Origin of the sequence: Dysgonomonas sp. GY617 (assembly GCF_015233815.1) — a bacterium.
GTDB lineage: Bacteria > Bacteroidota > Bacteroidia > Bacteroidales > Dysgonomonadaceae > Dysgonomonas_A.
Genome location: NZ_JADCLR010000007.1, coordinates 199,546 through 215,443 on the forward strand (window position 1 = coordinate 199,546; position 15,898 = coordinate 215,443).

The 15,898-nt window shown below is 33.8% G+C and carries 15 protein-coding genes and 1 tRNA gene; 4 read left to right on the forward strand and 12 right to left on the reverse strand.

What is annotated here, in order from left to right; translation table 11 throughout:
- Nucleotides 1-158 precede the first annotated feature (158 nt).
- Entirely contained in the window at nt 159-665 is a 507-nt protein-coding gene (locus IR022_RS07980) for a TlpA family protein disulfide reductase (protein ID WP_050710537.1), read from the forward strand.
- A gap of 39 nt (nt 666-704) precedes the next feature.
- Here IR022_RS07980 and IR022_RS07985 read toward each other — a convergent pair whose 3' ends face one another.
- The gene (locus IR022_RS07985; RefSeq protein ID WP_194203316.1) at nt 705-2,342 is read right to left on the reverse strand and encodes a beta-N-acetylhexosaminidase; all 1,638 of its coding nucleotides are present in this window, start codon (nt 2,340-2,342) and stop codon (nt 705-707) included.
- A gap of 222 nt (nt 2,343-2,564) precedes the next feature.
- On the opposite strand from IR022_RS07985, the gene IR022_RS07990 reads away from it, so the two are divergent.
- Nucleotides 2,565-3,476 carry a GNAT family N-acetyltransferase gene (locus tag IR022_RS07990; RefSeq protein WP_194203317.1) on the forward strand — a complete coding sequence of 304 codons (912 nt, stop codon included), beginning with the start codon at nt 2,565-2,567 and terminating at the stop codon, nt 3,474-3,476.
- A 69-nt stretch (nt 3,477-3,545) separates the two neighbouring features.
- Here IR022_RS07990 and IR022_RS07995 read toward each other — a convergent pair whose 3' ends face one another.
- The 8 genes from IR022_RS07995 to IR022_RS08030 form a co-directional block, all read right to left on the reverse strand.
- The gene (locus IR022_RS07995) at nt 3,546-4,346 is read right to left on the reverse strand and encodes a hypothetical protein (protein ID WP_050710534.1); all 801 of its coding nucleotides are present in this window, start codon (nt 4,344-4,346) and stop codon (nt 3,546-3,548) included.
- A 73-nt stretch (nt 4,347-4,419) separates the two neighbouring features.
- On the reverse strand, nt 4,420-6,018 hold the full coding sequence (locus IR022_RS08000) for an MFS transporter (protein ID WP_194203318.1): 1,599 nt from the start codon (nt 6,016-6,018) through the stop codon (nt 4,420-4,422).
- Between the two features lie 93 nt (nt 6,019-6,111).
- A complete protein-coding gene (locus IR022_RS08005; protein WP_194203319.1) occupies nt 6,112-7,212 on the reverse strand; it encodes an HlyD family secretion protein in 1,101 nt (366 codons plus the stop codon).
- Nucleotides 7,213-7,264: 52 nt separating this feature from the next.
- The gene (locus IR022_RS08010; protein WP_194203320.1) at nt 7,265-8,587 is read right to left on the reverse strand and encodes a TolC family protein; all 1,323 of its coding nucleotides are present in this window, start codon (nt 8,585-8,587) and stop codon (nt 7,265-7,267) included.
- Nucleotides 8,580-9,002: a MarR family winged helix-turn-helix transcriptional regulator gene (locus tag IR022_RS08015; protein WP_194203321.1), complete on the reverse strand. Its 423-nt coding sequence runs from the start codon at nt 9,000-9,002 to the stop codon at nt 8,580-8,582. Before IR022_RS08015 ends, IR022_RS08010 begins: the two co-directional genes overlap by 8 nt.
- A 174-nt stretch (nt 9,003-9,176) precedes the next feature.
- Nucleotides 9,177-9,473, reverse strand: coding sequence for a thiosulfate sulfurtransferase GlpE (glpE, locus tag IR022_RS08020; protein ID WP_194203322.1), 297 nt, complete (start codon nt 9,471-9,473; stop codon nt 9,177-9,179).
- Between the two features lie 70 nt (nt 9,474-9,543).
- On the reverse strand, nt 9,544-10,404 hold the full coding sequence (locus IR022_RS08025) for a GNAT family N-acetyltransferase (RefSeq protein ID WP_194203323.1): 861 nt from the start codon (nt 10,402-10,404) through the stop codon (nt 9,544-9,546).
- 109 nt (nt 10,405-10,513) lie between these two features.
- Entirely contained in the window at nt 10,514-10,795 is a 282-nt protein-coding gene (locus IR022_RS08030; RefSeq protein WP_194203324.1) for a lipoprotein, read from the reverse strand.
- Between the two features lie 167 nt (nt 10,796-10,962).
- Here IR022_RS08030 and IR022_RS08035 point away from each other — a divergent pair, with 167 nt between their 5' ends.
- Together IR022_RS08035 and IR022_RS08040 are read left to right on the forward strand one after the other, a co-directional pair.
- A complete protein-coding gene (locus tag IR022_RS08035; RefSeq protein ID WP_194203325.1) occupies nt 10,963-11,673 on the forward strand; it encodes a hypothetical protein in 711 nt (236 codons plus the stop codon).
- Nucleotides 11,674-11,789: 116 nt separating this feature from the next.
- The gene (locus tag IR022_RS08040) at nt 11,790-12,053 is read left to right on the forward strand and encodes a DUF4884 domain-containing protein (protein ID WP_194203326.1); all 264 of its coding nucleotides are present in this window, start codon (nt 11,790-11,792) and stop codon (nt 12,051-12,053) included.
- Between the two features lie 123 nt (nt 12,054-12,176).
- On the opposite strand, the gene IR022_RS08045 is transcribed toward IR022_RS08040, so the two are convergent.
- The 3 genes from IR022_RS08045 to IR022_RS08055 all read right to left on the reverse strand — a co-directional run bounded on the left by IR022_RS08045 (nt 12,177) and on the right by IR022_RS08055 (nt 15,740).
- Nucleotides 12,177-13,862 carry a hypothetical protein gene (locus tag IR022_RS08045; RefSeq protein ID WP_194203327.1) on the reverse strand — a complete coding sequence of 562 codons (1,686 nt, stop codon included), beginning with the start codon at nt 13,860-13,862 and terminating at the stop codon, nt 12,177-12,179.
- 252 nt (nt 13,863-14,114) lie between these two features.
- Nucleotides 14,115-14,187 (reverse strand) — tRNA-Met (locus IR022_RS08050).
- A 116-nt stretch (nt 14,188-14,303) separates the two neighbouring features.
- On the reverse strand, nt 14,304-15,740 hold the full coding sequence (locus IR022_RS08055; RefSeq protein ID WP_194203328.1) for a DUF3078 domain-containing protein: 1,437 nt from the start codon (nt 15,738-15,740) through the stop codon (nt 14,304-14,306).
- Nucleotides 15,741-15,898: the final 158 nt, after the last annotated feature.

Genomic DNA, 15,898 nt, shown 5'->3' on the forward strand with positions numbered 1-15,898 from the left:
CCATTTTGATTTTGGAGTAAAGTGCCGTATCTTTGTGCCACTTTATTAAAAAGTATACTGATTCTAAGCGTAGAATCGGCCATTCCGAGAATCGGAAAGGCCTTATTCCGAGGGTGATCCTATGAATAAGGTCGTAGTTCTAACCAAAATATTATTTTATGAAGTATTTGAAGTATTTCTTGCTTGTAGCGATAGTGCTAATAACATCATCTTACACGCCAAGGACTTCGAGGATTTCGGAAGGTATTTACCCGGGAGACCTTATGCCTGAGCTGAAAATCAATAATGATTCAGGCACGAAGCTCGATTTAGAGCATCTGAAAGGAGTTAAAGTATTGGTAAGTTTTTGGGCTGCATACGATGCAGAATCCCACATGAAAAATGTTCTTTTATGGAATACCTTACAAAAAGAGAAGCACCCATTAGTTATGGTGTCTGTCTCATTTGACAAAAGTAAAGCGGTATTCGAAAAAACATTAAGTATTGACGGAATAAACGACAGGTATCAGTTTTTAGATACAAAGGGGTCGAATTCTGAAATTTATCAAAAGTATCAACTGGAGAAAGGATTTCAAAATTACCTGATTGACGAAAATGGCGTCATCATGGCAATTAATCTGACTCCTAAAGATTTGAACAGAATATTAGAAAAAAAGACATTGTAAATAAAAGAGCTATTCATTATTGAATAGCTCTTTTTTATTTTATCCGTCTTTTAAAACATCTTGCTTATCGGGTCCCCAAGGTTCAGGTGTAGAATTTTTATCAAAGAGATTAAAATATTTGATATTGAATTTATCTAAATACTTGAGAAATATTTTTACACGACTCTCAAAACCAACGTAATTTCTATTGCTCACACTATTATCATACCAAGCATTTTCAGCAAGAGCCAATAAGCGAGGATATGTCATAAAATCGAGCCTTGCTTTATCCTTAATACGCTCTGTCCATACATTGGCTTGCATTCCCAATATTTGCTTAGGATGGCTAGCAATTAATTTAGATATACTTCCTGAGAAATCGTATACAGTTTCCAATTCATTAAAATCACCAGCCCAACGTCGTCCTATTTGATGACTATCATCTTGTACAAAGTCAAAATAGCAAGGTATGCGAGGAGTTAGAATAATATCAAACCCATTATCCAAAGCTTGAGTTAACAACTCTGGTTTATCATGCCTCCACCACATTATTATAGCTTTATCTGGTGATACACCGGTATTTATAATCTCGTCCCACCCAATCATCTTACGACCTTTCGCATTTACAATATCACAAGCTCTACGCACAAAATAATGCTCCAGACCTATTTCGTCCTTCAGATTATTATCTTTGATAAATTTCTGCATCAAAGGATCAGTAAACCATGATTGATTTCCAAAGTGAACCTCATCTGCTCCAATATGAATGTATGGTGCAGGAAATAGCTGTACTATTTCATCAAAAACATTACTGATAAATTCATAGGTAGCCTCTTTTGCCGGATGAAAGGTAAAATCTTTCCAACGACCTTCACCACCTCCCGATACTTCGGGATACGAACGCCCTACTGCCGTAGCATGCCCTGGCATATCTATTTCGGGCACTACCATAATATGACGTTGAGCGGCATATTCAACTATCTCTTTTATCTCATCTTGTGTATAAAATGCGCTTGGGGCATCAATATCACTCCAACTACCTATTGAGCCTTCTTGAGTTAACAGAGGATATCTTTTTATTTCGATTCTCCATCCTTGTTCATCTGTTAAATGCCAATGAAAGACATTTAGCTTCAAACGAGCCATTATGTCCAGATATTGTTTTACAGCCTCTTTTCCCATGAAGTGGCGCGATTCGTCAAGCATGTACCCTCGCCATCCATATACGGGAGCATCTTCAATTGATACAACGGGGACAATCTGCTTACCATTCTCTATTTTTATCAATTGTGTTAAACTCTGAAGTGCATAGAACAAACCAACCTCAGTGGATGCTTTACAGAGTACCCTATCAGCCTGAACGTCGAGTGCATATGCTTCTTTTCCTAATTTAGAATCAAGTTGAAGCACTATAGAGTTTGCCACAGCTTTTCCATTTACATTTAGCTTAGGAGATGTATTAATAGAAAATTCATTTTCTAAAGTCCTTTGAAATGTTCCTGCGATGACTTTTAGATCATTACTAGCATAGAGTAAGCTTGTTTTCGGATTAAAAGTAAAAAAGCCTTCTCCCAAAGATACTTTTTGAGGTTTAGGAATTACATTTACATCTGAGTTTGCATAGGTATTTACCGATAATGCAAAAAACGAGAAAATGAGAATGATAACAGTAGATAATCGTGTTTTTCGAGTATTCATAGTAATAAATGCTATTATAAGGTTTCTATATTCAAATTTAAGATTTAATTATATTCTTTCCAACCCAAGTAGATCAATTATAAATAATACATTTGCAAATTAACATTTTAAGGTCTTAGTCTTATTTATTACTTCGGTATGCACAACAGAAATAACTTGTAATAATAAGGAAGTAGTGCCATCAAAGATTTCAGTTAATCATTTTCAGTAAAAAAAAGAAATATGCAAAAGGTAGTGATAAACAATAAAGAATATAATTACATCACTAATTATAAAGATAACGAAGTCTTGAGAAACAGCCTTTACGTTCAAACCCAGAAGATTTGGAAATTTGACTTCGAAAAATGGTATAAAAGTGGTCATTGGGAGGATAATTGCCTATTGTATTCTTTATTTGACGACAACAAAATAGTTTCCCATATTACAGTAAGTGTAATAGACTTTATTGTTCTTGGCAAGAAAAAACGATTCGTACAATTGGGTACAGTATGTACTGATGAAGAATATAGAAAACAGGGACTAAACAGATTCCTCTTAGAAAAAGTAATAGAGGAATGGAAAGAGAAGTCCGATCTAATTTATCTCTATGCCAATGATAGTGTTTTAGATTATTATCCTCTCTTTGGTTTTACTCCTGTTAATGAGTATCAAGCCATTAAGAAACTAGAGTATAAAGAAACTTCTCACATTGTCCGAAAGATGAACATAGACAATGCTAATGATTATAAACTACTATACGACAAGGCAAAGAATGCTGTTCCATTATTCAAAGTTTCTATGGTTGATAACGCAGGGCAAATAATGCTCTACTGCAACTACTTTGACAAATTCAGCTTCAAAGACAATCTATTTTACATTGAATCGATAGATGCAGTCATTATTGCTGAGTATAACGAGAGTGACCTTATTCTATATGATATTCTATCAACAAAAGATCAGGATATAGATACTGTTATCAGTGCAATGATTACCGATCAAATACAAAATGTAATTATGCACTTCATGCCTATTGATAGTGAAAAATATGAAATAAAGCTCTTAAAGGAAGAAGACACTACCCTATTTATGATGGGTAATAGTAAAGAGCTGTTTGAGAAGAATAAACTTATCTTTCCGATCTTGTCTCACACTTAACAATAAAAAAGAAGAGAATTATCCTTAAATGGAATAATTCTCTTCTACTATTTTATAGAGATTTCTATTTTAGAAACCCCATGCAAAACCAAATAAGAAATTTACTTGCGCAAACCAGAAGTGCTGAGAAGCTTTATCGCGACTTGACGATGTTGTACGAATACTAGGCATATTAATATACCCTTGTTTACCTTCGCATCTTAGGAAGAATAAATCCCAAAGCAATACATCGGCAGCAATTTTACCACTCAAACCAAATCCAGCCACATGAAAATCGTCATGTCTCTCTTCATCAAACAATTTTACATTACTCTTAGGTAATAGAAAACCTGCTCCCACGCCTCCTATTCCATTTATTTTAAGAATACCATGTTTATAGAAGTTATGATAATATTCAAATTCTGAATTTATATAGTTCAATCCATCTGTATGTTCGAAAGTTAGAAAATCATCCGTCAATCTCACAGTTCCCTCAGGCGTTACGTGATCTTCAAAGCCAGGTCTTACCTTTCCTGAAATATTAACAGTCTGATTCTGATCCATTACATACTTCATGTGATCCACCCCTATATTTACAGCCATATTATCCTTAAAGAAATATCCGATCTTGAAATTTGTTTGAGGTATCGTTACACGATTAGGCTGTAAATAATTATGATAGTTTATTGCACTCAATTTGTCATGAGCAACAACACGATGCAAAGTAAAATCGTAATCGTCTCCGGTAAAATGTATTGTTGAGTTTGTGTAATGTGCCCTGTTCCATCCCCAAAAGGCATAAAATTTACCTTTTTTATAAGCTGGTTCAGTTTGTGCCATAGCTCCAATACTTGTAAGTAAAACAAGCGTTAATAATAAAAACTTTTTCATTTTCTTAATTTATATTAATTCCGAACTGTAAAGATACCTTATTTAATTTACACGAAAAACATTTTCCTTATAATTAATGCATATCTCGTCCTACTGCCACTAACGTAACCGGTTTATATTTAAAGAAATACAGCAATATAATAACCAATAGTATAATACCCATTATTAACATATATCCGAGTATTTCTTTTATACTGATAGTAAGTGCTTGTATCTGTACTTTCGAATAAAGGGCATTTGTAGCCATACGCTGAGCATCTTCTATACTCAACCCCTTAAGTAAAGAGCTTGCATAGGTTTGTGAATACAAACTATTTGCTAATGGATTAAGTTGGTCTACGCTTTCAGACAGATGTACTGTGTTTTCTTGTTGCAATCGGTACAACCAGTTAGTAAGAATACTGGAACCTATTGCAGGTGCAAGCACGGAACGGCATCCTATTAGAAAGAATGCATTATATATAAGTTGTTCTGGTTGTAGGCCCTGAATAGCATAAACTGCTAACGCCACAAACAAGATAAGCATGCCAAGACCTTTCAAAAACATAGGAATATAGAGATCTTCGTATAAGCCCATTGGCTCAACATTAAAATAAAGTAAACCTATAGCCAATGTAAAACATGAAAAGCCGATAAATATAAGCCAAGCCATTCTTATAGCTTTCTTAAAGAAATAATAGCATATAAATCCACCTAAAATGATTCCGGGAATCATGAATAGATACAACTCATTAGATCTTGTAGTATCTAATCGTAGTACAGAGTTCACATAAGAGGCTGTAAGAATAGTAAAGGATGCAAAAAACATCATTATAAACGAAAAAAGGTACACAACAACCGAATTTCGATTTTTCATTACACTCAGATCAACAAAAGGTCTACCATCCGTTATTAACTGTCGCCGTATAAACATCCATCCAACAATAGGTATTAAGACCGCTGCCATCACTATATTATTTGAAGCAAACCAATCATTTGTTTTCCCATAAGTAACTACATACAGTATACACATAAAAAGCAGTGAACATTGGAAGAAGCTATACCAATCTATTTCTTTATATGGAATACGAATCAATTTACGTCCGAATGCCATAAATATTACCACCAATGCCATAGCAAATAAAAGCAAGGCTATCAAGAAATAGTACATATGCTGCCATTGATAGCGATAGGCAAATTCTGCGGTAAGCACAAGAGACAACTGCCCCAGTGTTAAAGTGATCGGATAGAATTTAGAATAAAACTCATTACGGGTATTACTCGGACTAAAAATCGGCATTATTATCGCAATAATTTCCAGTAGAGTAAATGCTTTAAAGTAACCTATAAAAAAGCTGCAAATAGTTATCACCTCCATAGAGGTGGTTATTGCACAAATCCAACTCAATATAAACTGACAAAAGAGAACTACAAGAATAATAGTTTTAGAAGTTGCAACGGGTTTTATGAGAGGAATAATAGGATATGCTATGGCCATACCAGCCGAAGCTGCATAATATGCCATATTTATATCTTCGGACAACACACCTAAAGCTCCAGAAATATCAATACTACTACCAGTATAAGCCCCATTGATAAGCATTACGGGAATCAACACAAGTAAAGCCACCACACAAACTAACCATTGTGGCACCCAACTTCTAAAATGTTGACTATTGTTATTAACCGCCATTACTTCTCTTTCTTTCTTAAAATCTTATATCTGCCTATTATTTGGTCATGTATAAATGAAACAAGTAAGTATCATTCAAAGAATATCTAACCCCTATTTTGATTTTATAGCCTCTGTTTCAACCATCATCCCCGCTCTTAGTTTTTCCATATCCTCATCCGAAATATCCACAAAATCAATTCTTACAGGAATACGTTGTTGTATTTTCACGAAGTTTCCTGCCGAATTATCTGTGGGCAATAGAGAGTACTTAGAACCTGTAGCTAAAGAAATAGAAGTTACCTTTCCTTTAAATACCTTATCGGCGATGGCATCTACTTTAATGTTTATTTCCTGACCGATGTAAATATTCTCAATTTGCTTCTCTTTATAATTTGCAATAACCCATTTACCTTCGTCTCTTACAATATTCGTCACCGTTTGACCTGCTTGTACCAATTGACCTTCTTCTAACGTACGACGTCCTAAATATCCTGAATACGGTGCAGTAATTACGGTATAAGACAAATTCAACTTAGCTAGAGCTAAATCGGCTTCTTTTCTAAGAATATTAGCATCTGTGTTGTTTCTTTTTTTTTGAGTTTCGGTCGACATAGATCGTAACGATTCTTGTTGCATCATCAAAGAGTTGTAATGAGCCTTCATGGCTTCATATTCTGTCTTTGCCTGATCGTATTGTTGATGTGAAACAGCATCTGCTTCCAGTAAGTTAGTATATCTCTTATAGTCCTGCTCAGACTTCCACAAGCGGGCTTTGGCTTCTTCAATATTAGCTTGCGATACAGCAACGTTACTTGTGGTAGTGCTAATACTTGATGTCAACACTTCTGCAGATGCTTCTGCATCTTTTAGTGCAGCTTCTGCATCCATAAGTTTCAGACGGTATTCTCGGTCATCAATAATCAAAAGTGTATCGCCCTCATGTACCATTTGATGATCAGTAAAATATATTTTACTGATATATCCTGTCACACGTGTATTAATAGGCGAAATATATTGCTCTATGGTTGCATCGTTTGTAATTTCATATCTATAATAATTAATGAAAAAATTACACGCCCATACAATACCTGCAATAGCTAAAAGGATAGTTATTCCATTTAAGACAAAGTTTCGACGTCTTTTGTTTCTTAGTTTCAGATATATTCGTCGGAGCTCCTTTTTCGCTTCAATTTCCGATTGGTCTATGTCCATAAATATTAATTACTGCTTTTTATTATAAGTTAGCCTATTTGTATCTTCAATCTTATAGTCTGCCACACACATTTAGTAACTGGTAGTATGTGTATACAGCATTCGTACGAGCTGCCGTTAGTTGCAATTCGGCATCAAGTTGTATTGCATTTGCATCCAAAAGATCCGTTAATATAGATAGCTGATTAAAATATTTTTTATTTACAATTCGGTAATTCTCATTTGCTTGCTCTACCGATGTTTCAAGTGCTTTTATACGCATCAAAGCTTCTTTATGTTTCAAGTAAGCAGATTTTACGATACCTCTTATATTTTGCTTCTGCTGCTCTTCTTCCAATTGCTGCAAGCTTATCTGGGTCTTTGCTGCCGAAAGAGAATGTTTCCTATCAAACAAAGAGGATATCTTATAGGATAAATTTAAAGTTACCCCCCATGAGTCAATAAACAAATCCTGAACGGGCGAAGTATTTGGTAATGGTCTTTGAAAAGTATTCCCGAATTGCAATGATAAGCTCGGGCGAAAATCAGCTTTCGTAATATCAAGATTGTTTTTTGCCAAAGCAATATTTGTTTTAGCAATACGCATTTCAGGATAATCATGATAAGCTGTCTGAATATAATTATCGATGCCTTCGTCAATATTCATCTTTAAATTCAAAAAAGCCGAGTCAGGCTCATAAAGCAAATCCTCATCCATACCCAATGCTATTGCCAATTGCTGACAAACAAGTGTGATACCATTAGTCGTTTCCTGATACGATAAATCAAAGTTGGTTAGCTCTATTTCACTTCGTAAAACATCGTTCGAAGTAATCATTCCCTCTTCACGCATCTTACGAATATCTTGTAGCCTACGCTTAGCTTCATCGATATTTATAGAATATATTGCTCTTTGTCTGTAAAGATTATAAAGATCGAGATATTTACCTACTAACCATATTTTCAGATTAGCCTTGTCTTGTGTTAATGACAACTGAGCTAGTTCCTGCTCCAACTCCGACCTCTTTATATTGTTACTTATACGACCACCTTCGTACAAAGGTTGCACGGCACTCAATTGGTAGTTTTGTCTCCAATCGGGGGCTGATGTATGTTTTACAAACGATAAGTCTTTATCGAAGATAGTAGATGTGCCCACATAGCCAAATTGGCCAGTAACTGCAACATCAGGCAAGCGTTTGTTTTTTGCTAATGAATTTTTATCATTAGCAATCTCAACCTTTAAGTATGTAGATTGAATTACGATACTATGCTCTACTCCTTTTTCGAATAGCTCTTCTACTGAAAGTTTATACTGAGCTTTCGCTTCTGAAGATATAAGAATTATAAGAAGGAGAAGCGATAATGAAATTATTTTATTTGATATTTTAATCATTGCTTATTATCCCACTTAATTCTTTCATATAATCGACACAAAAATGCAGTTTATTTTTGTCTGTCGTTTCTTCTACTTTATGGTATACAGTTTCAACTATAATTTTAATCTGTTGGTGTAAAGCTTGTCCCTCTTCTGTAAGAACTATTAACTTACTCCTTTTATCTTGATGACTTTCGGTACGAGCTATCAAGTTTCTCTTTTCCATATTATTTAATAAATACGAAAGACTCGATTTGTCTTTATGAGTTTGATTAGCCAAGTCCTGTTGATTCACGGCATCTTTTCGGTACAAACACCTCATTACCTGAATCATTTCAAAAGTTAAATCAATACCCTGTTCTTTAATCCTTTTTTGTATAGCTTGTCTGTAGGAAGCCTGCACCATTAGTAGTGCATATACAAATTCTTGCATTTTAACAATCTTTTCTATTTGACGTACAAATATACAACAAAATAAAACATTAGTTGAATATTCAACTAATAAATTCCATAGAAATAATACTTCATAATACAGAAAGAACCTGCATAATAAATAATATATGCAGGTTCTTTAATTTTTTAATCGAGAATATAAGTAAGAACTTAGTTATTCATTCTTCCATTCTTCATATCCTCCATCTATACTATAAACAGTATCAAAGCCCTGCGCCGTTAAATATTGGGCTAAAGATTGACTGCTATTACCATGGTAACACATAACCAAAACTGGAATCTGCTTCTCTGTACCAACTATGAAGTCTGATAGATTTTCTTGAGTCAGATGTAATGCGCTCTCATCATGCCCCTCATTATAACTCTGAGAGTCTCTCATATCAATCAATATGGCTTTTTTATTTACTGCTAGTACCTCTTTTGCTACTTCCTTACTTATTCTCTGAAACATATCTAAATTCTTTTCTTTATTTTAAATTATAAACACTTATATATAACCCCTATTTCGATTTATTGTTCTATTAATCTAAACTAAACGTCATTTCATACAAGCCTAAAAAATAGGAAAAACCAATATCTGGCAATATTTTAATTAGGCTAATGCTTTCATCCAGAGTTACAAGCTTTATTACATCACTTTCGGTTTTATCTTTCAACTCACTTACAATAAGTTGTTCTAGTTTTTTATTCTCCCAACCCTTCAAAACTCTCAATTGAGGAATATCGCCTCGTTTTTTGTGAATAAAACCAAACCCTATTACTTCTCCATCAATAGATACTGAGCAATACTCATAATTATCAATATTATTGAGAATGGATATTCTTTGATTTTGCCATGATGGCATAAATGGATGAAAGTTTGCCTCATCAATATCCACATAGTTCGTCTTATCATATCCTACAGTATAGTCATTCGCCAAAACACCCAAAACATCCTCTTTATTTATTTTAAAAGACTTGAAACGACGTTGAACTCCAAATCCATTTTTACGATAAAGATCTATCGCAGGCGTATTATTTTCTAACACTTCTAATAGAAAGATATCAACATTATCCTTCTTCAATAAGTCGACCAATTTGATAAAAAGATCATTCGCAATAGCTTTACGCCTAAAGCTCGGTATTACACCAGTTCCTCCATTGTAGCAATATTTCTTACCATCTATTTCTCGATAACCACATAATATAAATCCGACTAACTTTCCATCACTAAAACATCCGACCGAATAACCAAAGTCAATATCCCTAGTTATAATCATCTCTTCAAATTGGTCGATAGGCATTTCCATAGGAATCTCATAGTCCGAAAAAGATTCCATAAATGCTTCATATACTTGTTTTAAAGATATATTTTCAAGTGAACAAATTTCCAAATTTCCCATTAACTCAACATTTTTTATTGAACAATATAGATTAACAATTACAAAAGATTACAAAAAAGCAGAATCAGCTTTCACTGATTCTGCTTTTTTGTAATAATTTCTCAAAATATTACTTCTTATCTTCAGTCTCTTTATACCATTTATTTAGGTGATTATCAACAAAAACAAAGAAGAAATGATTTTTATACATATCCTTATATTCCAATGTCTCTTGTTGTTTACCCTGCACCTCATTTATACCAGATGTCGTATATTTATCACCCATAAGCGATACAACTTCTTGCTTTGTCATACCTAACTCTATTTGCTTTAGAGCCGAATTATAAACTTTCATAGAACCACAAGCTGAAAGAACTGTAGCAATAAATGCTATAAAAAGTATCTTTTTCATACGATAATCGTTTTTATTTATCAAATAAACGCTTTACTAGACCGATAAGTTCGAAATATTCGGACTTCTAAAACAAAAATACTCTATAAAAACAAAAGAATCAATATTTGGCGACTATAAATTACCCGACTTTCTAACTATATTTAAACAACCAAGAATAAATATCTATGAAACGACTATTAACTGCCTTATTGATACTTTCAATACATCTTACCTTAAATGCTCAAATCTACAATACAGCAATGAGGATAGAGTACGATGTCTACTATATAAAAAGTAATGACACAATTAAAAGTACGTTATATCTTGAATGTACAGGAAATAAATGGAGTTTTCAAAATAAATATATAGATGATAGTTGGACAATTCGTTGGATTCAACAAGACTCAAAAACAGGGGAAGATTATATTACAGAAACTGGAATAAAAGAAACATCCGACAAGCTATTTCTGCACCCTCCTCGCTCCAAAGAATACGCAATTCTGGAGTTTTGCCCATTTCCTTTAATTCACTACCCTCTAGAAATAGGCAATAACTGGGAATGGGAACTGGAAAATATCCCAGAAATCTATTACAGAGCCCTCAATAATCCAACTAAACAGAAAATCTATGTAAGAAACAAATACAAGATCACTAAAAAGATTTCATGGTTTTACAAAAAAGCAAATAAATATATAGAGTGTTTTAAAGTGGAATCTATCGGTGAAACTTCTATAGGAACGACAAAACTAACTTTTTATTTCTCGCCTCAATATGGTTTCATTTACCTAAACTTTGAAACACTTAATAAGGATAGATTTATATTAAAGTTCAAAGAACAAACCGTAAGTTTTAAATTTCAGAATAAATCAAATAGATTAATTAATCCCTTTAATTAAGATTATCCTACTATTCCACACTCACGATATTTTACTTTTTTATTTTCAGGGGAGCAAAAAGAGTCATTATACATTTTGTATATTTGAGTTTATTAATCTATCTAAAACTATAAAGGATGAAAACTCTTATAATTTTATCATTCGCCACACTCCTACTTAACCTTTCATCTTGCGGAACAGGTGAACCGCTTGTTCGAACCAAAGCACAAAACAACAGCACTTATAAGGTAGATTATCTATTTGAACATGATGGATGCAAAGTTTATCGTTTTGAAGATGATGGTAAATATGTATATTTCACCAATTGCATTGGGGATGTAAGTGTTTTAAAAAGCGACTCAACCCGCACACAGATACAAACTGTAGGAAGACATAACTGAAAGTATTCGTTCTAAAAATATAATCTCTTTAATGTAATAATAACAAAGATATAATATAAAAAGAAGAGAGAGAATATAATTCCCTCTCTTCAAGTGAAACTATCACTTTATTTTTATATCTAGTCAAAAGTTACATACATATTCTGGAACATATGTTCGACTAGACACTATCTCTTGTCCTGTCGCTTTCACTTTCATCGTTACAGTAACATTCACTGCATAATTACCTGGATATATAGAAGGCTTACCATTAATTGTACAATTGCTTAATATTAGAGGAAGTTTACTCAACATCACTCGACTAACACCATTACAATTAGAAAAACCTTGACTTGTATAATCGGTGTAATTAGAAGCATAGGATGAAGCTGGAACGACATAATCCCCCCAACTACCTAATCCTAATGCATATGCTGCTCCCGGACGAAGAATCGTTTTATTTTCACCTTTCTCATCATGATATAATTCAGGATGAATAGCTCCTGCATAATAAGTCTTGGAACCATATTGAACTTCTCTGTAATTTTGGCCCGTGTATTTACGAGTAGAATATTGCTCAAAAATCTCATTCCACTTAGGACCAACATATTCCACTATTTTTGTATCAACCTTACATTCAACCTCACTTGATATTAATGGATTTACAACTAAATCTATTGATGGATAGAAAGCAACTTGATAATACTCAAAAGCTTTTAAAGTACCAGAACGAGGTTGCCCTACAAAATGCTCTGCTGAAGCTGTCAACTTTGGAGCAGTCCTTAAATTCCAAGCTCCCATAATTGAAGCATCTATGTTTGTTAGAGGTTTAACAATTCCAACTAGATCTCCTGTAATTGTTCCAGTTGTTGTTATTTGTCCAGAGGTAGTTAACTCGACAGTCTGTATCACCGGTTGGGATACAGTCTTGCTACCCAAAAACGAACCAAATAGAGCATTAAGTCCAGAGCTGATTAATGAGGTCACACCGCCACTTGCCAATGATGCAACAACATTAGGAATCCCCTTAAAAATCCCCTCTTTAGGTATATCTTTTGATTTAGTAGCCACTTTTTTCAGCCAACTTTCGGCTGCATCTCCACCTGCTTTTGCGATAGATGCTCCTTCTTTAGCATATTTTCCTTCAGTTGTAGAAGAATGATCAGTTACAATTGTCCCCTTAGTAGTTTCAGTATAATTACCAGTTAATTCAACCTTACTTATATTAAGACTCTTTGAATACACATTTAACTTGCCTTTTAATGGTGTATAGGTTACAGGCAATTCAAAACAGTTCCACCCTTGTTGTAAACCATTAGTTCCACCAGCTTCCAGCGCTGCCACCCCAATAAATTGTTGTCTAACATCAGACATTGGAGTGGTAAAATATGGACCTTGATTAAAGTATCCACATTTATTTTCATCAAGTAACTGCCAAATAACATTATTATTCAGAACTTTACTTACTGAATAATAGAAAATTTTTAAAACTCCGGTATATTTATTGTAAAATATTAAATAATCTGTCCCTTCTTCTTTACTTGCTGTACTCAAAAAGTTCCATCCATCTTGCTTCTTTATATCAGTTCTCTTATCAAGAGGTATAGCCGTTGGTGCACTAGGCACCCATGGCAAATCAACAGGAGTGGGTAATTGAGTTATTTTGATTTGAGTTTGAGTTTCCCAATTATTTTCAAAACCAGAGGGATGCAGAGACCTTAAGGCTGGCTCATCTGATACTTGAGAAGTAATAATTTCTTCATTTTCACAGGAAGTAAAAAAAAGGCTGACAGAGAGCCAGACTAAAGCTAATAAATGTCTTTTTTTCATAATTTGTTTAGATAAAATTTGTTTGTTGTTTATGTTTAAGGAAGGTTCAAGGTTTAAGAGATCTAACAGTAAAATATTTGTGTCGTTTTCATTTATAAAAAATTCTTATAAGGTTAATCATAGCCTTATGTACATTCTGAAAAAGTTTGATTAGAACAAATATATATATTTTTCCGATTCAACCTCCAATTCACAGAAAAAAGATTACAACAAAAGAGAAAGCATCTAATTTCTTAGATGCTTTCTCTTTTGTTGCGGGGACCGGACTCGAACCGATGACCTTTGGGTTATGAGCCCAACGAGCTACCAACTGCTCCACCCCGCGATATTTCGAGTACAAAGATACGTCTTTTTCAATACAGTCCAAACATTTCGCTCATTATTTTTATATTATTTTGTCATATTTTTCTTATTCAACTAAGCATCAAACGAATGCATTCCTTACCATTTGTAATTTAATCCAAAGCTTACAAGTTGGTTAACCTGAAAGTACCCCAATTGTCCACCTTTCGGTACATTGTCATCGAACCTTGTATTCAAAGAAACAGTAGTAGAGAGCAAACGAGTAAACAACATCGTAAATACATTTTCGAACTCAACTTCCACTCTTTCGTAGTTTGTGAAGTATTTAAAGCGTGATGTCCATGTTAGATATCGACTAATCCTAAAATCTAAATTAGAACTAACCAGAGAACCAAATTCAGCTAGCGTTTTCTCTCCCTCCTCTAATCCAAATCGTTTTTCATCTACGAATTTATCCCTTACATAAATATAATTGAGAGACAATGGAGATAAATTGAAAGTTAGATTCAACGTCTTCCTCTTATCACTCTCAAATTTTTTATCAAGTTTATATCCCATACCAATACTTATATTCGCCATAAAAGGAGCTAAAAAAGAAGAAGTCTTATCCTTCGAATTTAACGGATAACTTTGAAAGAACGGTGTCTTTGTCTCTAATCGAGCAGAGTATGACCAATTATTGTACGCTTTATAGCCTAATATATTCTCTAAACGAAATAAATCCTCACTTATATTTACATCATGAAGTTCATCAGAGGGAGTAGCCTGTAAGTTCAATCTCCACTCCAAAATATTATTAAATGTAATCTTATCTTTAGCATAGTTTACAGTTATCCTATGATCATTGCGAATAAAGAAACTACTATTTCCTCCCCTACTCCAGTTATGTGTAATATAGTTTTGAGCTACTTGAAGCGCATGATTTCCAGTTTTAACCCAATAGATAAAACCCGGATCAATCTTTTCCATTTCTATAGGAGTAACCTTTATAGCCTCATCTGTAGCTATAAGGTCGTGAAGAAAATTTCGTTTTGTTGCATCTTCCTCTTTTAGTTTCGGTATACTTTTCAGTACAGACGCATTATATCGAACATCTCCAATATTACTCATATCCATATAGAAATTCCGACGTCTGGCTTGCACCTCTTCTGCCCTCTTTATTAAAGGTGCAAATGTATTCTCTTCTGGTATTAGACGAAACTGCGGACGCTCCATCGATTTTTTTTTGGGTATAAAGTCCAAGCGTGGAGGTAAGATCTTACCATCAAATACAACAGGAAGAAAAAGTCGGTCATATATTACTGTGTCCCGAAAGCTAACATCATAGGGAAAAGGATCCCAATCTACAGGCGGAACAATAATTAAGCCATTAGTACCTCTGGTATATACAAGAGCCGAATCATTCTGTAGGATAGATTTTTGAGCTATATTTAGCGCAAATCTATCATCCTCCGAAAGCTTATATGCAGGGATAACTTTTTCATTATAACTTAAATTTAAAGCTTCGGCGCGAGAAGCCAAAGTACAAAGTGACATCATAAATGATGCTAAAATATAAAATAAAGAATTTTTCATCTTGATTAGATTGCTTTCCTCTTAACTATTTAGCCAATAAACGAGACATAATACTCAAATATTGCAAATATAATAATAAAAGCTTCTCACAGCTTCATTTTTCAGACTTGTAAATAATATTTAAGATCGTAAAATTATTTATTTTTAGCAAAAATTCA